Below are 17,482 nucleotides of genomic sequence, written 5' to 3'. Positions count from 1 at the left end.
CACGCTCTCCGGTGCACGTAGCGTGCCACCCGAGCGTCTGCTGTCGGCCTCAGTTCACGCAGCTGGTGGGGACGACCGGGCTGCCCTTGCAGTTGGTGGGCCTGTTGCGCGCGACGAGCGAGCCCGCGGTCCCGAACGGCGTGCTCGTCCACAGCCCGCCGGGGGCGATGGGTGCGGAGTTCCCGGTGATCCTGGCGTGCATGAGGGTGACGCTGCCGCCGAGGTTGTAGATGGCTCCGCCTTGGGCCGTTCCACCGGTGACGTTGTTGTCGCTCACGGAGCTGTTGCTCAGGTACAGGGTGCCGTCGTTGTAGATGCCGCCGCCCCCGGGCAGGGTCGACTGGACACCTGCGGTGTTGCGATCGACTCTGGTGCGGACGATTTGCAGGTCCGCGTCGTTGTAGATGCCCCCGCCTCCGTCGCCGGAGGTCGCGGTGTTGTTGTTGACTGCGGTGTCGGACACGCGGGCCGTGCCGCCGCCGAATTCCAGGCCGCCGCCGTCGAAGCTGGCGACGTTGTGCTGGATCTCGGACTGGCGGATGGTGGTGCTGGCAGTGCTGCCGAACTGGACCAACCCGGCCCCGAAGGTCGCGCTGTTGGCCACCAGGCGTGAGCCGACGATGGTGGCGGTGCCGAGCACGGCCACACCGCCGCCGTTGCGCTCGGAGGTGTTTCTGGTCACGGTGGTACAGGCGAGTTCGAGGTCTCCATCGGCCTGGACCTGGATGCCCGCGCCGAGTTCGGGCTGGCCGGTGATCATGCCGCCCTGGACGGTGAGGTTACGCAGGTCCAGATTCCCGCCGGAGGCCACATCGAAGATCCGGAACGGGGCGGTCGCGGACGAGGCGCGCTGGACCGTGGCCTGGTTGCCGATGACGGTGATGTGTTTGGTGATCGCCGGGAGGCCGTCCTGGCCGGTGAGAGCGGTGGTCAGGGTGTAGGTGCATCGGGGAGTCAGCAACAGGATGCCGCCGTTGCCGCCGTTGGCCGCCTGGATCGCGGAGATCAGCGCGGAGCTGTTGCATCGGACCAGGTGGTGGATGCCGGGCCAGGGCCGGGCGGCGGGTGCCGCGAAGGCGACGGGGATGGCCGCGGCGGCGATGAGGGTGGCTCCGCCGACGCAGCAGGCGGCCTGTCGGACAAGGGCGTTGCGGTGAAGCATGTCGGCGTTCCTCCGAGGGGTGAGGGAAGCACAGCCGCTGGGGACGGCCGTCCATCAGCTCGAAGTAGGGTGACCGTTCAGGCGTTCGGCGCATCACGAACGGCACGAGCTTCCCCCAAGGGAAGGACGGAACTCCCGTTCGGATACGCCGCCCGGCCTACACGTACGGGGGTCCCGCCGCCTATCAAGGGGACCCGAACCATGTCCCGGCCGTGGATGGTGACGCCCGGCTCCAGGTCCGCCAGGTTGGAAGGCCACTGCCCGACCGCCCGGTCCAGAGCTGGCCAAGGCCTCCGCTGTCGGGATAACCGTTCACGATCCCGCTTCCGGTGACCCTCCGTGGCCCTGGCACGGAAGCGATCCAGAACCCGACGTCGACCTCGGAGATCACCAATGGGGCCAGGCCGGCCTCGGGCCCATGAACCGTCCCGCTGTCCCGCGCCGGGATGAGGCCCGCGACCGGAGGGGCGGCTTCTTAGAAGTCATCTCATTTGGCCAGCCGGCGGTAGCAGATGAGCGTGGCCGCGATGCCTGCGAAAGCGAGGAAGTGGTCAGCCTTGCGTTCGTACCGACGGTGGAGTCGTCGGCACCCGGCGAGCCAAGCGACGGTGCGCTCCACGGTCCAGCGGTGGCGCCCCAGACATTCGGAGGACTCGATACCGCGGCGGGCGATGCGTGGGGTGATGTGGCGAGATCGGAGCCATCGCCGCAGGTGAACGTAGTCGTAGGCCTTGTCGGCGTGAAGCTTTGCGGGGCGCCGACGGCGTGGTCCACGCCGGGAGCGGACTGGCGCTATGCCACGGACGAGCGGCTCGAGGGCCTGGCTGTCGTGCAGGTTCGCGCCGGAGATGCCGATTGAAAGGGGTAAACCGGTGCGCTCGGTGAGTATGTGGATCTTCGACCCGTACTTGCCCCGATCCACAGGATTCGGACCCGTCAGGTCCCCTTTTTCATGGCCCGCATGTTCACCGAGTCGACCGCGCATCGCGACCAGTCGAGCTCGCCGCGGGCACCGAGTTCGTCCAGGATCAGGCGGTGCAGCTTCGCCCACACCCGCGCCCGGCTCCACTCAGCGAAGCGACGGTGCGCTGTCGGCCCCGACGGGCCGAAACATGGCGGCAGCTGGGCCCACGTGCACCCCGATGTGGCCACAAAGATGATCGCTGCCAGCACCTCACGGTCCCCATAGCGGCGTCGACCACCGCCCTGCGGCCGGATCGGCGAGGCCGGCACAACCCGCTGGAACAACTCCCACAGCCCATCCGGCACCAACCGCTCCACGATCGTCACGACCGCAGCCTACCGGTCCAAATGAGATGACTTCTAAGCCCCCGACTCCCTCGGACCCGCAAAACGTCGTCCTTCGCCGTAAGGAGCATGAGGCGGTAAGCGAGGTGAAGTGGGTGGGGTGGGTCGGCCGTCTGGCCCGGCGGGCGCCGGGTGGGAAGACGATCAGCGGACTCGCACGGACTCCCGAACCGGTACCGGACCGGGCTTCAGCGGGGAGGCTGACCAGCCGCCCCACCCCGCAAAACATGCTCGTGCATACTTGAAGTTATTGCAACCTCTTCGCAATAGTGGTGTCGGAAGATCGATCAGACACCGCACGCGACGAGAGGCTGCAAATCCATGGCCCTGTACAACCTCCCCGACCTGCCCTACGACTACTCCGCGCTCGCCCCGGCGATCACCCCGGAGATCCTGGAACTGCACCACTCCAAGCACCACGCCGCCTACGTCAAGGGCGCCAACGACACCCTGGAACAGATCGCCGAAGCCCAGGACAAGGAGGAGTTCGGCGGCCTGGTCGGACTGGAGAAGACCTACGCCTTCAACCTGTCCGGCCACGTCCTGCACTCCCAGTTCTGGCAGAACCTCTCCCCCGAGGGCGGCGACCGCCCCGACGGCGCCCTGGCCACCGCCATCGACGAGCACCTCGGCGGCTTCGAGACCTTCAAGAAGCAGCTCACCGCCGCCACCGTGGGTGTCCAGGGCTCCGGCTGGGGCATCCTCGGCTGGGAACCCCTCGCGAAGCGCCTCGTGGTCACCCAGGTCTACGACCACCACGGCAACGTCGGCCAGGGCGTCACCCCGCTCCTGGTCTTCGACGCCTGGGAGCACGCCTACTACCTCCAGTACCGCAACGTCCGCCCCGACTACGTCACCAAGCTCTGGGACCTCGTCAACTGGAACGACGTCACCGCCCGCTACACCAAGGCCCTCAACGGCAGCTGAGCATGCGCCAGCAGGACCGGTCCGGGGACGACTCACCGTCCCCGGACCACACCGAGGCCGAGCCGCTCCGGCCCGGCCTACGGCGTCCGCAGCCACTGCCTAGGCGGCTTCTACGCGACGAGGAGGCCGACTTGGCCATCTGCCACCTGTGCGGACGCGGATTCCGCTCCCTCGGCTCCCACCTGCGCGCCCACGGCATGACCGCCGACCAGTACCACCAGCAGTACGGACTCCTGCGCCGCCGAGCACGCAGCGCCCGGCAACTGACCCAGGCCCGCTCCACCGCCCAACGCCAGGCGTACACCGCCTCCGAGCGCATGCGCACCGAGGCGTACACCGCCTTCGAGCGCATGCGCACCGACTTCGCCCAAGGCCAGACCATGGCCCGCAACGGAGCACTCTCCCGCCGCTCCCGAGCGGCCTTCACCGAGCACGGCGTCTCCCAGGAACTGGAACGCGAACGCCTTGAACGACTCGCCGCCGGCCGCCGCACCCAGCAGGCCACCGCCGAACAGCACCTGACCGCGACCATCGAAGCACTGGGATTCCCCTCCGTGGAGGCGGCCCTGCGGACGCTCTACATGGAGCACGAGCTGAGCATCGAGAACACCGCCGTCCAAATCGCCATGAGCCCCAAGCGAGCCCGACGCCTACTGGCCCGCTACGCCATCCCCATCCGCGCCACCGGCCAGAACACCGCCTCCGGCCGACGCACACGCATCGCCCTCAACGACCAGAGGACCGCCGAACGCCTCGGCACCAGCGACATCACCGGCTGGCTCCGCACCCGCAGAGCCAGCCCACGAGCAGATCGTGCGACCTGTACCCCTCGGGCACCGGCGCCCGCTGGGGCGGAATCGGCCCGGACGCCCTGAGCGTCGCCCTGGTCGCCAACGTCGATGACCGCAGCCACTGGTCGCGGAGGGTCAAAGCCCGTTGTGCTGCATTGCCTGCTCGCGAAGGGCATGGATGAGCATCCTGGCGTGAGGCCGGGCACGGCCGCCGATCGTGGCGACGCCGATGTGCCGGATCGGGCCTGGCGGCTTGATCGGGACGGCGCTCAAGCCGGGGATCTTGGGGGTGAGGGCGACGGAGGGAATCAGGGAGATTCCCATGCCAGCGGCGACGAGGGAGCGGGCGAAGAAGTAGTCGGTGGTGGTCCCGCGGATCTCCGGATCAAAGCCGGCCTGCTCGGCGTAGCGGCGCAGGTATGCCTCGGTCTTCAGGCAGCCGAGCACCCAGGGGTCTGCGGCCAGTTCGGCGAGGTCGAGCGCGTCGTGGTTGGCGAGTCGGTGCCCTGGCGGTAGGACGACGTGAAGGGGGTCTTCCAGGAGCGGCGTCCACTCCAGGCTGGGGCTGAGGGCCGGTCCGATGGGGAGCGGGCCGTCGAAGTGGTAGGCGAGGGCGAGGTCCACGGCGCCCTGCCGGACGAGGGGGAGGGTGTCTTCGGGTTCTCCCTCCCTGACATGGAGCACGGTGCGGGGATGGGCTGCCATGAGCTGGGTGAGGGCGGCGGGCAGCAGGAGCCTGCCGCCGCTGGTGAACGTGGCGACGGTGAGCTGGGTGCGGCCAGTGCTGAGCTCGGCGACCTGATTTTGTGCATGTTCGAGCTCAGCGGCGACGGATTCGGCGGCGCCGACCATGATCTGGCCGGCCTGCGTGAGGGTGACGCCTCGGGTGCTGCGCGCGACGACCTGGGCACCGAGGCTGCGTTCCAGGGCAGCTACCTGCTGGGAGACGGCCGAGGGGGTGAGGCGGAGAGCCATGGCCGCCCGGTTGAAGCTGCCGTGCTCCGCCACCGACCGCAGGACCCGGAGCCGCTGCACATCAATCAACAGTTTTCCTTAATGCGGATGCAGTAGGTCAGGACTTCTGCTGATGACGATAGGTCTCCAGCATGGAGGCATGCAAAAGATCTGCGTCATCGGCGGAAGCCGGTACTCCGGAAAGCTCCTGGTGGAGCGCCTACGGGCGGCGGGCCACCAGGTCACCTTGATCAACCGCGGCTCCACTCCGCCGCCTGCCGGCGTCGATCACCTGGTCGTCGACCGCAACGACGAGGCAGCCCTGACGGCCGCGCTCGATGACCGCACCTTCGATGTCGTGGTGGACCAGATCTGCTACACACCGGTGCAGGCCGCCATCGCCGCCCGGGCCTTTGCCGGCCGCACCCGTCGCTACGTCATGACCTCCACGATCGAGGTCTACGACCCCACGACCGCCGCCCTACCGGCCGTGCCCGTGGGGACGCCCGTGTCGGAGGAGAGTGTGGACCCGGCCACCTGGCAGGTGGCCATGGACCTGCCCTGGCACGACGACGCCTACCTGGAGGCGCACTACGCCGAGGGCAAGCGGCAGGCCGAGGCCGTCCTCGCCCACGCCGGCGGCTTCGCCTTCGCCGCTGTCCGCAGCGCCCATGTGCTCGGCGGCGGCGCGCAGGAATTCACCGGCAGGCTGGCGCACTATGCCGGGCGCATCACACGAGGCGAAGAGATCACTGTGCACGCGAACGCGCTGCCCACGGTCTTCATCCACTACCAGGAGCTGGCGGACCTGCTGCTGTGGGCGGCCGCAGCCGACTTCACCGGTGCAGTCAACGCCTGCTCCGACGGCCCGCTCGATGTACACGGCCTCGCTGAGATCGTCGCCACGCAGGCTGGCAGGGAGGCCGTCCACCGGACCGTCCCAGCGGGCGAGAAGGCTTCGCCGTTCTCCTTCGACCGCCACTACGCCATGAGCAACACCCGCGCGAAGGCGCTGGGCTTCTCCTTCTCACGCACCACCGACTGGCTGCCCGGCGCCGTCGCCGAAGCCCTCGCCATATCCGCCGCTCCCACCGCGTAAGGAACAAGGCCACCGTGCAGTACCGCACCCTCGCCCACACCGCCGTCAGCGCCATCGGCCTGGGCGCCATGCCGCTGTCCATCGAGCACCGCCCGGACGAGGCTCGGGCCATTGCCACCGTCCACGCCGCTCTCGACGCCGGCGTCACCCTTGTCGACACCGCCGACAGCTACCACTGGCACGCGGGCGAGGCGGGCCACAACGAGCTGCTGATCGCCCGCGCCCTGGCCCGCTACGGCGGCGACACCTCCCATGTCCTGGTAGCCACCAAAGGCGGCCGCGGCCGCCCCGGCGACGGCAGCTGGACCGTCACCGCCACCCCCGCCCACCTCAAGCAAGCCGCCGAAGCCTCCGCCAAGCGCCTGGGCGTCGAGGCGATCGGCCTCTACCAGCTGCACAAGCCGGACCCGGCCGTGCCCTGGGCGGAATCCGTCGGCGCGCTGCGCGAGCTTCTCGACGCCGGCACCATCCGCGCCGCCGGCATCTCCAACGTCAGCACCGCCCAGATCCGCCAGGCACATCAGATCCTCGGCGACGGACTTGTCTCCGTGCAGAACCAGTACTCGCCCGCCGTCCGCGACAGCGAGCCCGAGCTGCGGCTGAGTGAACAACTGGGGCTGGCCTTCCTGCCCTGGAGCCCACTCGGCGGCATCACCCGCAGCTCCCTCGACGGCCCCTCCGGCCCCACCTCCATCGGCACCGCCTTCCACCGCATCGCCGCCGAACGCCGCGTCAGCCCACAACAGATCGCCCTGGCCTGGCTGCTCGCCCGCTCCCCGGCAGTGATCCCGGTACCGGGAGCCAGTCGCCCGGCCTCCATCACCGACTCCGCCAGGGCCGTGGAACTCAAGCTGAACGCGCAGGAACTCGTGGAACTTGAGGACGCTCTGCCGGGCTGAATTCCACAGCCCGGTCCATGACAGTCATGAGGGAACGAACTCAAGAACCATGCAGCTCGGGGCTGTTCGCCAGGCGGCGATGCTCAGGTTGTCAGGCGGGTCAGGAGCACGGGATGATCTGACAGGGCCGACTCCAGCATGGCCCGGGCATGGGGCCTAAAGAAGTCGAGGTCGACGGACCGCCAGTCGATGCCGCCCAGGGGTGGCTGGGGGTCGTACTCGATGAAGAGTTGGACGGTGCGGGCAGTCTGTTCGCCCGCGAGGCGTTCGACCAGGTGGAGGGCCATGTCGATACCGGCCGATACTCCTGCGGCGGTGAGCACGGGACCGTCCTGGACCCAGCGTTCGGCGACGGGCGTCGCGCCGAACTTGGCCAGCAGGTCCCGGAATTCCCAGTGGGTGGTGGCCTGACGGCTGTCGAGCAGACCGGCGGCGCCCAGGATCAGGGAGCCGGTACACACCGAGCCGACGACCTCGGAAGTCCGTGCGGCCTGGCGGATCCAATCCAGCAGAGGCTCGTTGGCCAGGGCAGCGAGGGTCGGCTCGGTCCCGCCGGGCACGATCAGCGCGAAGGGATCGGGGACCTGGTCGAACGTGTGACTTGGCGTCAGCTTCAGCGGCGTGTCGGTGCTCAGGGGCACGAGGTCCTGGCCGACGACGGCCACCTCGAACGACGGGTCGATCTGGGCCAGCGCCGACAGCACCTGGAGCGGCCCCACCAGGTCGAGCGGGGTGATGCCGGGGTAGAGCACGAAGGCGAGCGTCTTGGTCATGCCGTCACCTTCAGCCCCTGGCCATGGCGGCGCCAAGGGCAGACAGCGACCAGGTCGGAATTCTTGGGATACACGTCGTTCCGACATAGGGTGCTGGTCATGGAGGATCGAGTGGTGGTCGTCGTCGGATACGACGGGGCCGAGTTGCTGGACATCGCCTGCGTGACGACAAGCTTGATCACCGCCAACCGGCTCGGAGCCAGCCCCGCCTATGCCATGAGCGTGGCCACCCCGGGAGGCCGTGCGATCACCTGCGACTCGGGGCTGACGTTGCACAGCCAGCGATCCCTGGAGCGGCTCAAGGGGCCGCTGGACACGCTGATCGTCTCGGGAGGGTTCGGCCACCAGGCCGCGGGGGACAACCCGCGGATCGTCGGCCATGTCCGCCGCCTGGCCAGGGAGAGCCGCAGAGTGGCCTCGGTCTGCACCGGGGCCACCGTGCTGGCTGCCGCCGGCCTGCTCAAGGGGAAACGCGCCACCACTCACTGGTGGTATGCCGAGCGACTGGCCTGCGCCTACCCGGAGATCACCGTGGATCCGGCGCCGATCTACATCCGCGATGGAAGCGTGTCCACTGCGGCGGGCGTCACCAGCGCCCTGGACCTGACCCTGGCCTTCATCGAGGAGGACCACGGCGCGGAGCTGGCGCGCGCAGTGGCCCGCGGCCTGGTCACCTATCTGCAACGACCCGGCAACCAGGCACAGATGAGCATGTTCACAGCCGCCGCAGCACCCACGAACGGGCTGGTCAAGCGAGTCGTCGACTACATCGCCAGCCACTTGGCCGGCGACCTGACCGCCACCGTTTTGGCAGCCCACGCGGGAGTGAGCGAACGCCACCTGACTCGCCTGTTCATCGACCACCTTGGAAAGGCGCCAGGCCGTTTCGTGCGCGACGCGCGCACCGAGGCCGCCGCTCACCTCCTGACCTCCACCTCGCTCCCCGTGGCGAGCGTGGCCGCGCAATGCGGCTTCGGAACTGCTGAAACGCTCCGCCAGGCATTCGTCAGCCGCTACGGGACACCGCCATCGCGCTACCGAGCAACACAAAGCACATCAGCTACCTGACGGCAGCACTGCGCTCTCCCGACCAGGAACCACCACCGACCAGGAGGCCAGCGTTGAGCACCCCACCCGAAGCCCAGACCCAGGCATTCCGAGAGTTCCAATACCCGACTCCACCATTGTCCCGTCAAATGATCTGGTCTGCGAGTGGGGCTGTGACCTGCGGCGACCAGGTCAATTGAGACGCCGGGGTGCCGAAAATCTCAAGTGATCTGGTCCCGGAAGCTGGGATGCGATCTGTTGTCTCAGCTGATCTGGTCCGGCTGTGTTGCTTCACGGTGAGCTCGTTTGACCGTTTCCACCAGTCGGAATCGCTGGGCCAGCACCTGGGTGTCGTCGTCGACGGTGAAATCCGGGTCGCCCAGTTCCTCGCGCACCTCCGCGCTGTGCCAGAGTTTTTCGTGCACAGCCCGCCACTCGGCCACCGACGCATAGCCCTCGCCTTCGTCGAGGGCATGCTGCGGGTCGACGTCGGCGAGTCGGACTATCCGGACCTCAGTCAATTCGATCACTGCCACCCGGAGCCCTTCAGAGTCGACCACGGCCGACAGTTGGCCAACCGTGGTCAACGGTTCGTTCTCCCGCTCGTATCCCAGCACCAGCGCGGAGGTAGAGGTCTTGGCGCCGGACAGGACCGCGGCGACCAGCTGCCTGCAGGCTACTCAGCCGGCGGCCTGGAGGCTCACACTTTTCGCCGTGCCATCTGGGCTTTTCTACCGCCCAGACAGGTGAGACGCCACCGGGCCTGGTGAGACCTATCCCGTCGCATCGAACCTGTCTATGGATCTTGTGCTGAGCTGCGGGGTTGCCAGGTCGGATGAGAACGCCTGGCTCGGGTGATAGTGGCCAGTTGGATCTCCCCACTGGCGGCCAGCGAGCGGGGAGATATCTGGCCGCCAGTGACTCATAGGCGACTCGGCAGCCCATGTCGCGGGCCACCGCCAAGGGCAGGGCACCGATCGAGGCGGGCTGGTCGACCACCACCAGCACGGTGCCGTGCCTGGCCTGCAACTTGGCGAACAATGCACGCAGTTGGGGCTCGGTGTTGGGCAGCCGCTTGTCGAAGACTCGCTTGCCGACCGGGGTCAGGGCGGTGGCGTGGTGCTCGCCCTTGCCCACGTCCAGGCCCAGGTAGACGTCGATGTCACCCGTGTCGATCACGTGCACTCTCCACAGCGGTCGTGCCCTTCCCGGCCTCACCTGCGGCATCAGTGTGCCGGCATCCACGTTACGAAGAGCCTGCCTCACCCTGTTGGACTGCCAGGACCTGCCGCAGTACGACCGGGGACGGCCGGTCCCGACGACGGGCACCGGTCCCCCGCACACCTCGCACACCGGCGCTTCGGTGCCGACCACCACACACTGCCCTCGGTCAGATATACGCGCGGCACACCGTGCCCCGGAGTCGATGCACAACCGCTGCGGCGTGCACCGCGCGGCCGCCGTAGAGAGAGTCGAGGTATCAGACTGACTGAGTCGATTGAAAGGTGCGATCTCATGATCGTCAAGAAGCTGTATGAGGCCGGGCTGCGGTCCGAGCACGCCTACGCGGCCGCGTTCGCCTCCATCGGGCTCTCCTTCGCCTCGTGGATGGCCTCAGCCAAGATGGAGGCGTCTGGCGTAGACCGGGCCGACCGCTGGGGGATCTTCGTCGGAGAGTGGGCCCCGACCTTCTTCGGCCTGGGTCTCGCCCTCGCGCGGTACGAGCAGCCTGCGGCAGAACTCTACGCGGACGACCCCCGGCTCCAGGACACCCGTTCCTGAGCGCTGCCGGTCAGCCGGTCGGTCGCGCGTCGATCCCCCAGGAGGGCGACCGTTCCAGCGGACGCCCTCCTGCTGCGGGATGCTCGCGATGAGGTCTCGCCGACCACGACGTCCCCAATCCGCACTGCCCGCACCTCCGTGCCGCTCGCTGCCGAACGGTCACCGGCGGTACGCCGGTCAGGCCATCGACCCGCTGGAGCAGGTCCGCGCCCAAAACGGCCCTCCAGCGGCAGCACGGCGTCCTTCGCCAGCCGGTCCAGGCCCTGACCGGCACCAGCGGCTCTCGCTTCCGCTTCGCCAGGGCGTGCTCATGGGTCACCGTCCGCAGCCGGCACAGCACGGCGCCGGTGCTCAGGTGGCGGCTCCACGGCAGCTCGCTCGCCAGATGCGGCTCCACGGGGCTCCCGGCGACCAGGCCGGGCAAGTCCCGGCCCGGTCCACACCGCCTGCCGCGCGAGCACTCCGTGAGTCGGGCAGCCGAGTCAGATGCCGTGTGCGCTCCAGCCAGGATCAGCTGAAGATCACCGACCGGAGGAGCTGGCTGTCCGGGAGGGTCGTGAAGGGGTTCATGGTGGTGTAGTCGCCTGTGCAGTCTGCGCCGGTCCAGACCGTGGCGGTCGCGTCCGTCTGGTTCTCCGGGTGGAAGGCGGAGGTCATTCCTTCGGGCAGGACCTCCGGGAGGTTGATGCACACCCTGGTGTCCGGGTCGACCAGGCGGCCGACCTGGGTGACGCCGACGATGTCCTTGTACTGGTAAAGGAAATCGCCGTGAGCGGAGTCGGCGGCCATGGCTTGTCCAGGCAGTGACAGGGCGAGCGCGAAGGCGGCGGCAGCGGCGACGGCTGCATGGCGGAGGCGCATGAGCGGGGATCCCTCTCCAGAGAACACGCAAGACTTCGTTCGGGAGCAGCCTAAGGTGCGGCGGGTCTGACGAAACGTTCCTCTATGGCGGGCGTCCGCGTGTCGTGAGGCCAACGCTGCCACAGGCCGCCGAAAGCCTCCGGCCGAGCTCCCGTCGACAGTACGGTCAACGACTGACACACGATCACGTCACCAGGCCACCGACGGGTGTTCGCCGTCTACCTGCCAATCCAGAGGTCCGGGACGATGAACGCGCCCAGGTCCGCGACGCCGACCGGGACGCCCGGGGTGGTGCACAGCCGCCAGGCCAGCAGCATGCCCTGCCCGGTCAGCCCGTCCACGTAGGCCCGGACCATGTCCGCGTTCCACGGCTGGATCGCAAGCCGTTCCTCATCCCGCCAGATCACCGGCCCCGGGACGGTGCGGACGTGCACGCTGCCGGGCTCGTGCGGGTCCATGCCTTAGACGCCGTTTTCGTACCGAACTTGATCGGCTGTTTTCGCAGGTCAGGTATGACGTTGTCGTAGCTGCGGAAGGGTTGAGCCGTCGGGGTTTCTCGTCGGTGGAGGTGCTGGGTGGCGTCGGTCGTGGGTCTGCTGGAAGCTCGGGAACTGGCCGCGCGGGAGCGCGTGGAGGGATTGCGGGAGGCGGCGGACCGGATCCTGGCGGAGCTTGCCGCAGCGGAGACGGACTGGCAGGGCTGGGTGATCGCCCGGCAGCGGGTCGGCGAGGTCCTGGCCGACCTGCCGGAGCCGGAGCCGCGGGCAGCAGTGGTCGAGCCGGTGCCAACGGGCCAACCGTCGGCACCAGTGGCCGCCTCGCAGGCGGTGGCACCTCCAGCAGGGCCAGCTCGTCGGGGCTCGATCGTGCCGGTGTGGCGGCCCGGGTTGAAGTCGGACGTACTCGCGGTCGACTACCAGCGCATTCTTGCCCTGCTGGTCGCGAGGGCGGCGCAGGGCCAGGGGGTGATGTCGTGTCAGGAACTCGCGGCCGGGCTGGGACTGGAGCTGACGTCGGCGAATGTCGAGGGCCGGGTGCGGTCACGGGTCAAGCGGTTGGCGGACCGGGGCTGGCTGGCCGAGCCGGTCGCGGGCGCCTTCACCCTCGCTGCCGGGACAGCCGCCGACTCATGAGCATGGTCATCGACCACAGCACCATGGCCTCGTGGGCTTCGGGCAGGGCCTCGTAGTCGCGCACCAGGCGTCGCGAGCGCATCAGCCAGCTCAAGCTCCTCTCCACCACCCAGCGCCTCGGCAGTACCACGAAGCCTGAGGCGTCCTCGCTTCGCTTGACGATCTGCAGGGTGACCCGCAGTTTCTCTGAGGCCCAGGTCACCAGCCGACCGGCATAGCCGCCGTCGGCCCACACCAGCGTGATCTTCCGGTAGCGGTCGCGCACCCGCTCCAGCAGCGGCTGGGCGGCGTCGCGGTCCTGGACGCTCGCGGCGGTGACCATCACGGCCAGCAGCAGCCCGAGGCTGTCGACGACGATGTGCCGCTTGCGCCCGCCCACCCGCTTTCCGCCGTCCCAGCCGGAGGTGGAACGCGGAACACTGGGCGCGGCCCGCAGCGACTGCGCGTCGATGATGGCGGCGGTCGGCTCCGGGTCGCGGCCAGCATCCGCACGCACCAGCGCGCGCAGCCGGTCGTGGAGTTCGGCCAGCAGGCCCCTCAGGCGCCAGCGGCGCGCGAACGCGTAGACCCGGCCCCAGGCCGGGAAGTCGGCCGGCACGGACCGCCAGGTGATGCCGCCCGCGACCAGGTAGCGCACGGCGTCCAACATCTGCCGGTGGCAGTAGCCCTCCGGCTGCCCGCCCCTGCCGTTCAACCACGCCGGGACCGGGAACGCCTCGCGCACCACGGCCCACTCCGCGTCGGTCATGTCCGAGGGGTATTTCGGTCGCCTGTCCGGTCGGTCGCCCGCGTTCCCGAACCTGTGCGCGAGGCAGTCACACGACCGGGCAACCGAGTTGGACCCCACGGGCACCAAAAGGGAAGACTGCAGCACAGGGCCTCCTGCATTGCTCTGGACTCGATACCCACGAGCTGTGCAGGAGGCCCTACTTGCATGCCTCGACTACCGAAAGTTCATCCCACCGAGTCGACGCAATCGAACTCGCGATCACCATGACCGGTACGAAGACGGCTTCTTAGGCCTCGCGCACCCTGGCCAGCGCTTCGGCGGAGGCCTGGTCTCGAGGTCGATGACCAGCACCAGCGGGTTGTCGCCGTCCGCAGCCGGAACCGGTGCGCTGGGCAGCTGCGCTCCAGAGCGAGGGGTGCGGTCGGGGTGAGGGGTATGGCACGATCACGCTCGTGATCATCGACCCTCACTCGGTGGACGCCTGCCACATCAGACTCCTGGCCGGGCACGGAGAAGACGGCCAGCCGGTGTGTGAGGTGCTGCGTGCCTTGAGGCGTGAGGCGGACCTGTTCGTCCTCGCGGGCAGTCCGGGCCTGGTGCTCGGGTTTGCGGCCGGTGACCTTCTGAGAGTCAGCGACAGCGACAGCGACAGCGGCGCGTTCGAGTCCGCGGGCCAGGGCGGGAACGTGTGCGTCCAGGCCTTTCGCGAGGACGGCTTCACCCGCGAACAGTTCGCGGACCTCACGGACTCCGCTGGGCTCCTCGACGGGCACGCGGAAGCGCCGCCGAACTTGCGCTTCATCGCGGTGAAGATCGGACGTTCCGTTGGGCTGGCCGCGATCGAGCAGTGCCTGAACGGTGGGGCTGCGGAGGTCGACGGGGTCGAGTGGTGGTTCGGGAACGTGGATGAGCCGGTCTGACCTGCGACGTCAGCGGGCAGACCACCAGAAGCAGGGCCGTGGCTGCGTCACGGCCCTGCTTCTGCCAGGAGCGCGTCGACCAGGCGATGAGTGCTCGAGTCCCTCGATCGACTCGTCCAGGCGCCGACGCTGCCGGGCCAGGCGGGTGAGCATCTCTGGGCACTGCGGCAGCAGCCGTCCCGCGTCATACCCCACGCACGGCAGCATGACCGCGATGTTCGCGGTGTTCAGGCCCGCAGCGAGCAGCGCCCGGATGGTGTCGACACGCACTACGTCCGACTCCTGATAGCGGCGCCTGCCCGCAGGCGTCCGGTCAGGGGCCAGCAGCCCGCGCTCTTCGTAGTACCGCAGCAGACGCTCCGGCACGCCGGAACGGGCGGCGAGTTCGCCGATCTGCATCTGTGCTCCCCGCTCCTACCTGCGGCGATACCGCATGACTTGCTCCTCACACCGATGAGAGGTCCTACGGTCATCGCGTTCAACACCAAGCGAGTTGGAGAAGATTCCCATGCCAGGACTAGTCATTGTGGGCGCCGGAGCGGGCCTGGGCGCCTCGGTCGCCGCGCGGTTCGCGCGCGAGGGCCTGCCCGTCGCGGCGATCGCCCGTAGCCAAGCCGTGCACGAAGTCGCCGCCGCGGTCCGCACGCGGACCTCCGGGCAGGTGCTCGCACTGCGCGCCGACAGTACCGACCGTGCGGCGCTGCACGCCGCCGTCGACGTCGCCGTGGACGCGCACGGCATGCCCGACGTCCTCGTCTACAACGCGGCGATCATCCAGCCGGACCGGCCCGGCGAACTGAGCACGCAGCAGCACCTGGACGCGTGGTCGGTGAACGTGCTCGGCGCGATGGACGCGGCAACGTACCTGGCTACGCGGATGACCCGGACCGGCGGCGGCACAGTGATCATCACCGGCGGCATGCCGCGACCCCTCAGCCGCAGCACGAGCCTGTCCCTCGGCAAGGCCGGTGTACGCGCGCTCACCCGGATCCTCGACCAGGAGTACGGCCACCTCGGCGTGCACGTAGCCACCGTGACCGTGGACTGCGCCATCGTGCCGGGCACCGACGCCGACCCCGACCTGATTGCCGAGCACTACTGGGCGCTGCACCGGCAGCCGCGTGCGCAGTGGCAGCACGAGATCGTGCACTCGGCCTCAGCGCTGGCCTGAACACGTCCCCGGCCGGCATCCGGCCGGGCCGGACCCCCAGCCGAACCCCCAGCGGGAGTCCCGCTCCTTCGCAAGAGCCACACCACCACCTCGAGACGGAGAACCCCTGTGTCCACCCCCGTGAAGCTCGCCATCGTCTACTACTCCTCCACCGGCACCATCGCCGAGATCGTCAAGGCGCTGCACGACGCCGGCGTCAAGGCCGGCGCCCAGGTCCGCCTGCTGAAGGCCGCCGAGCTCGCCCCGGCCGGCGCCATCGAGTCCAACCCGGCCTGGGCCGCCAACCACGCCGCCACCCGGGACGTCCCCAAGGCGAGCGCCGAGGACATCGAGTGGGCCGACGCGGTGCTCTTCGGTTCCCCCACCCGCCTCGGCAACATCTCCGCGCAGCTCAAGCAGTTCATCGACGGCCTCGGAGGCCTGTGGGCCCAGGGCAAGCTGGCCGACAAGGTCGACAGCGGCTTCGTCTCCAGCGCCACCGCCCACGGCGGTCAGGAGTCCACCCTCCTCGCCCTCTACAACTCGATCCACCACTTCGGCGGCGTCACCGTCACCCCCGGCTTCACCGACCCGGCCAAGTTCGTCGACGGCAACCCCTACGGCACCTCCCACGTCGACGCCCAGGCAACAACCCCGTCGACGACACCACCCGCACCGCCGCCCGTATCCAGGCCGAGCGCGTCGTCAAGATCGCCGCACAGCTCAAGGCCGCCTGACTGATCGTCGCAACAGCAACCGCAACAACCGCACGCGCAACAACCGCAGAAGGAGAGGCCGTGAAAGAGTTCCTGGTCGAACTCACCACCACCGTGCCCGAGGGCACCGACCCGGCCGAGGTCGAGCGTGTGCGCGCGGCCGAAGCCGTCCGGGCCACGAAACTGGCCCGCGCCGGCCACCTGGTCAGGCTGTGGCGCCCCGTGGGCGAACTGCGCAGCATCGGCCTTTGGCGGGCCGCCGACGAGGCCGAGCTGTACGAGGCGCTGCTCGCACACTGCCCCTGTGGCCGTGGATGACCTCGACGGTCACCTCCCTCCAGCCCCACCCCAACGACCCAGTCGGCGACGCGGTCTGATCCCCACGCGGCTCCCGCTCCCTGCGGGGCACCGCACGTGGCCGACCTCAGTGGTCGGCGACGTGCCGCTGTGGAAATCCGTTGCGCTCGAACCTGCCGGGGCTGGCTCCTCGCCGGCCGCACGGTCTTCTCTCCCCTTCGGGAAGCGAAACGGAGCGGCTGCCCGACCCGCCGAACAGCTGACCTCGCGTCCGACGTCGGACGACCCTCCCCGATCACCCGGTGGTCCGGCCGCCTTCGGGGGCTCGCCGGCCCACGCGGCGTGCGGGAGGGCCGTCAGGTCCTCCTCGGTGACCTCGACGGGGTTGGCGTACGGGTTGGCGAGGACCTCGTCGACGATGCGTGGGATGGCCGTCTCCGCCATGCCGAGGTCCCGCAGCGAGCGCCGAGCGCCCAGGCCGTACATCGCGGGCGTCTTGCTGTGGTCTGCCCGCTGACGTCGCAGGTCAGACCGGCTCATCCACGTTCCCGAACCACCACTCGACCCCGTCGACCTCCGCAGCCCCACCGTTCAGGCACTGCTCGATCGCGGCCAGCCCGACGGAACGTCCGATCTTCACCACGATGAAGCGCAAGTTCGGCGGCGCTTCCGCGTGCCCGTCGAGGAGCCCAGCGGAGTCCGTGAGGTCCGCGCACTGTTCGCGGGTGAAGCCGTCCTCGCGAAAGGCCTGGACGCACACGTTCCCGCCCTGGCCCGCGAACTCGAACGCGCCGCTGTCGCTGACTCTCAGAAGGTCACCGGCCGCACACCCGAGCACCAGGCCCGGACTGCCCGCGAGGACGAACAGGTCCGCCTCACGCCTCAAGGCACGCAGCACCTCACACACCGGCTGGCCGTCTTCTCCGTGCCCGG

At 69.2% G+C, this 17,482-nt stretch carries 18 protein-coding genes and 4 pseudogenes; 11 read left to right on the top strand and 11 right to left on the bottom strand.

Features of this window, described 5'->3' with window-relative positions; genetic code table 11:
* Nucleotides 1-49: 49 nt before the first annotated feature.
* Nucleotides 50-1,162 (bottom strand): hypothetical protein, encoded by a 1,113-nt coding sequence (locus GXW83_RS15915; protein ID WP_182443722.1) that lies wholly within the window; start codon nt 1,160-1,162, stop codon nt 50-52.
* Between the two features lie 487 nt (nt 1,163-1,649).
* Nucleotides 1,650-2,443 (bottom strand): IS5 family transposase gene (locus GXW83_RS15910; protein ID WP_370466877.1). Its coding sequence is split into 2 segments (ribosomal slippage): nt 1,650-2,110 and nt 2,110-2,443, totalling 795 coding nucleotides; the frame shifts between segments, so codons are not numbered across the junction.
* A gap of 348 nt (nt 2,444-2,791) precedes the next feature.
* Between GXW83_RS15910 and GXW83_RS15905 the strand changes: the two genes are divergently transcribed.
* Together GXW83_RS15905 and GXW83_RS15900 are read left to right on the top strand one after the other, a co-directional pair.
* Nucleotides 2,792-3,397 carry a superoxide dismutase gene (locus tag GXW83_RS15905; protein ID WP_182443721.1) on the top strand — a complete coding sequence of 202 codons (606 nt, stop codon included), beginning with the start codon at nt 2,792-2,794 and terminating at the stop codon, nt 3,395-3,397.
* Nucleotides 3,398-3,528: 131 nt separating this feature from the next.
* Nucleotides 3,529-4,272, top strand: a complete 744-nt coding sequence (locus tag GXW83_RS15900; RefSeq protein ID WP_182443720.1) for a MucR family transcriptional regulator — start codon at nt 3,529-3,531, stop codon at nt 4,270-4,272.
* Between the two features lie 51 nt (nt 4,273-4,323).
* On the opposite strand, the gene GXW83_RS15895 is transcribed toward GXW83_RS15900, so the two are convergent.
* Nucleotides 4,324-5,232 carry a LysR family transcriptional regulator gene (locus GXW83_RS15895; protein WP_182443719.1) on the bottom strand — a complete coding sequence of 303 codons (909 nt, stop codon included), beginning with the start codon at nt 5,230-5,232 and terminating at the stop codon, nt 4,324-4,326.
* Between the two features lie 70 nt (nt 5,233-5,302).
* On the opposite strand from GXW83_RS15895, the gene GXW83_RS15890 reads away from it, so the two are divergent.
* Together GXW83_RS15890 and GXW83_RS15885 are read left to right on the top strand one after the other, a co-directional pair.
* Nucleotides 5,303-6,241, top strand: coding sequence for an NAD-dependent epimerase/dehydratase family protein (locus tag GXW83_RS15890; RefSeq protein WP_182443718.1), 939 nt, complete (start codon nt 5,303-5,305; stop codon nt 6,239-6,241).
* Nucleotides 6,242-6,255: 14 nt separating this feature from the next.
* Nucleotides 6,256-7,140, top strand: coding sequence for an aldo/keto reductase (locus GXW83_RS15885; RefSeq protein ID WP_182443717.1), 885 nt, complete (start codon nt 6,256-6,258; stop codon nt 7,138-7,140).
* An 83-nt stretch (nt 7,141-7,223) separates the two neighbouring features.
* On the opposite strand, the gene GXW83_RS15880 is transcribed toward GXW83_RS15885, so the two are convergent.
* A complete protein-coding gene (locus tag GXW83_RS15880) occupies nt 7,224-7,913 on the bottom strand; it encodes a DJ-1/PfpI family protein (protein WP_182443716.1) in 690 nt (229 codons plus the stop codon).
* A gap of 99 nt (nt 7,914-8,012) precedes the next feature.
* On the opposite strand from GXW83_RS15880, the gene GXW83_RS15875 reads away from it, so the two are divergent.
* Entirely contained in the window at nt 8,013-8,981 is a 969-nt protein-coding gene (locus GXW83_RS15875; protein WP_182443715.1) for a GlxA family transcriptional regulator, read from the top strand.
* A 242-nt stretch (nt 8,982-9,223) separates the two neighbouring features.
* On the opposite strand, the pseudogene GXW83_RS15870 reads toward GXW83_RS15875, so the two are convergent.
* Together GXW83_RS15870 and GXW83_RS15865 are read right to left on the bottom strand one after the other, a co-directional pair.
* Nucleotides 9,224-9,628 (bottom strand): annotated as a pseudogene (locus tag GXW83_RS15870) (ASCH domain-containing protein); the annotation flags it as partial.
* A 217-nt stretch (nt 9,629-9,845) separates the two neighbouring features.
* Nucleotides 9,846-10,139: pseudogene (locus GXW83_RS15865) on the bottom strand (transposase); the annotation flags it as partial.
* Nucleotides 10,140-10,475: 336 nt separating this feature from the next.
* On the opposite strand from GXW83_RS15865, the gene GXW83_RS15860 reads away from it, so the two are divergent.
* Nucleotides 10,476-10,742 (top strand): hypothetical protein, encoded by a 267-nt coding sequence (locus GXW83_RS15860; protein ID WP_182443714.1) that lies wholly within the window; start codon nt 10,476-10,478, stop codon nt 10,740-10,742.
* 510 nt (nt 10,743-11,252) lie between these two features.
* Here GXW83_RS15860 and GXW83_RS15855 read toward each other — a convergent pair.
* On the bottom strand, nt 11,253-11,603 hold the full coding sequence (locus tag GXW83_RS15855) for a hypothetical protein (RefSeq protein WP_182443713.1): 351 nt from the start codon (nt 11,601-11,603) through the stop codon (nt 11,253-11,255).
* A gap of 218 nt (nt 11,604-11,821) precedes the next feature.
* The gene (locus tag GXW83_RS15850; RefSeq protein WP_182443712.1) at nt 11,822-12,061 is read right to left on the bottom strand and encodes a hypothetical protein; all 240 of its coding nucleotides are present in this window, start codon (nt 12,059-12,061) and stop codon (nt 11,822-11,824) included.
* Between the two features lie 117 nt (nt 12,062-12,178).
* On the opposite strand from GXW83_RS15850, the gene GXW83_RS15845 reads away from it, so the two are divergent.
* Nucleotides 12,179-12,736: a hypothetical protein gene (locus GXW83_RS15845; protein ID WP_182443711.1), complete on the top strand. Its 558-nt coding sequence runs from the start codon at nt 12,179-12,181 to the stop codon at nt 12,734-12,736.
* Here the strand turns inward: GXW83_RS15845 and GXW83_RS15840 are convergent.
* Entirely contained in the window at nt 12,702-13,484 is a 783-nt protein-coding gene (locus GXW83_RS15840; protein WP_182443710.1) for an IS5 family transposase, read from the bottom strand. The two genes, GXW83_RS15845 and GXW83_RS15840, sit on opposite strands and share 35 nt — an antisense overlap.
* Before the next feature lie 434 nt (nt 13,485-13,918).
* On the opposite strand from GXW83_RS15840, the gene GXW83_RS15835 reads away from it, so the two are divergent.
* Nucleotides 13,919-14,386 carry a DUF4265 domain-containing protein gene (locus tag GXW83_RS15835; RefSeq protein ID WP_182443709.1) on the top strand — a complete coding sequence of 156 codons (468 nt, stop codon included), beginning with the start codon at nt 13,919-13,921 and terminating at the stop codon, nt 14,384-14,386.
* 9 nt (nt 14,387-14,395) lie between these two features.
* On the opposite strand, the gene GXW83_RS15830 is transcribed toward GXW83_RS15835, so the two are convergent.
* Nucleotides 14,396-14,785, bottom strand: coding sequence for a MerR family transcriptional regulator (locus tag GXW83_RS15830; RefSeq protein ID WP_182443708.1), 390 nt, complete (start codon nt 14,783-14,785; stop codon nt 14,396-14,398).
* 109 nt (nt 14,786-14,894) lie between these two features.
* On the opposite strand from GXW83_RS15830, the gene GXW83_RS15825 reads away from it, so the two are divergent.
* The 3 genes and pseudogenes from GXW83_RS15825 to GXW83_RS15815 all read left to right on the top strand — a co-directional run bounded on the left by GXW83_RS15825 (nt 14,895) and on the right by GXW83_RS15815 (nt 16,629).
* A complete protein-coding gene (locus tag GXW83_RS15825; RefSeq protein WP_182443707.1) occupies nt 14,895-15,557 on the top strand; it encodes an SDR family NAD(P)-dependent oxidoreductase in 663 nt (220 codons plus the stop codon).
* Between the two features lie 108 nt (nt 15,558-15,665).
* A pseudogene (locus GXW83_RS15820) lies at nt 15,666-16,273 on the top strand (NAD(P)H-dependent oxidoreductase).
* Nucleotides 16,274-16,333: 60 nt separating this feature from the next.
* Nucleotides 16,334-16,629, top strand: a pseudogene (locus GXW83_RS15815) (muconolactone Delta-isomerase family protein).
* Nucleotides 16,630-17,075: 446 nt separating this feature from the next.
* On the opposite strand, the gene GXW83_RS15810 reads toward GXW83_RS15815, so the two are convergent.
* Nucleotides 17,076-17,456: a DUF4265 domain-containing protein gene (locus GXW83_RS15810; RefSeq protein ID WP_182443706.1), complete on the bottom strand. Its 381-nt coding sequence runs from the start codon at nt 17,454-17,456 to the stop codon at nt 17,076-17,078.
* Nucleotides 17,457-17,482 lie beyond the last annotated feature (26 nt).

The organism is Streptacidiphilus sp. PB12-B1b (genome assembly GCF_014084125.1).
Classification (GTDB): domain Bacteria; phylum Actinomycetota; class Actinomycetes; order Streptomycetales; family Streptomycetaceae; genus Streptacidiphilus.
The sequence above is the reverse complement of the archived record's forward strand: the minus strand, read 5'-3'. Positions and strand labels throughout refer to the sequence as shown.

Excerpts from the sequence above, each read along its gene's own strand:
- GXW83_RS15880 (WP_182443716.1), bottom strand. The coding sequence starts at position 7,913 with ATGACCAAGACGCTCGCCTTCGTGCTCTACCCCGGCATCACCCCGCTC.
- GXW83_RS15830 (WP_182443708.1), bottom strand. The coding sequence starts at position 14,785 with ATGCAGATCGGCGAACTCGCCGCCCGTTCCGGCGTGCCGGAGCGTCTG.
- GXW83_RS15915 (WP_182443722.1), bottom strand. The coding sequence starts at position 1,162 with ATGCTTCACCGCAACGCCCTTGTCCGACAGGCCGCCTGCTGCGTCGGC.
- GXW83_RS15875 (WP_182443715.1), top strand. The coding sequence starts at position 8,013 with ATGGAGGATCGAGTGGTGGTCGTCGTCGGATACGACGGGGCCGAGTTG.
- GXW83_RS15890 (WP_182443718.1), top strand. The coding sequence starts at position 5,303 with ATGCAAAAGATCTGCGTCATCGGCGGAAGCCGGTACTCCGGAAAGCTC.
- GXW83_RS15860 (WP_182443714.1), top strand. The coding sequence starts at position 10,476 with ATGATCGTCAAGAAGCTGTATGAGGCCGGGCTGCGGTCCGAGCACGCC.
- GXW83_RS15850 (WP_182443712.1), bottom strand. The coding sequence starts at position 12,061 with ATGGACCCGCACGAGCCCGGCAGCGTGCACGTCCGCACCGTCCCGGGG.
- GXW83_RS15825 (WP_182443707.1), top strand. The coding sequence starts at position 14,895 with ATGCCAGGACTAGTCATTGTGGGCGCCGGAGCGGGCCTGGGCGCCTCG.
- GXW83_RS15905 (WP_182443721.1), top strand. The coding sequence starts at position 2,792 with ATGGCCCTGTACAACCTCCCCGACCTGCCCTACGACTACTCCGCGCTC.
- GXW83_RS15855 (WP_182443713.1), bottom strand. The coding sequence starts at position 11,603 with ATGCGCCTCCGCCATGCAGCCGTCGCCGCTGCCGCCGCCTTCGCGCTC.
- GXW83_RS15840 (WP_182443710.1), bottom strand. The coding sequence starts at position 13,484 with ATGACCGACGCGGAGTGGGCCGTGGTGCGCGAGGCGTTCCCGGTCCCG.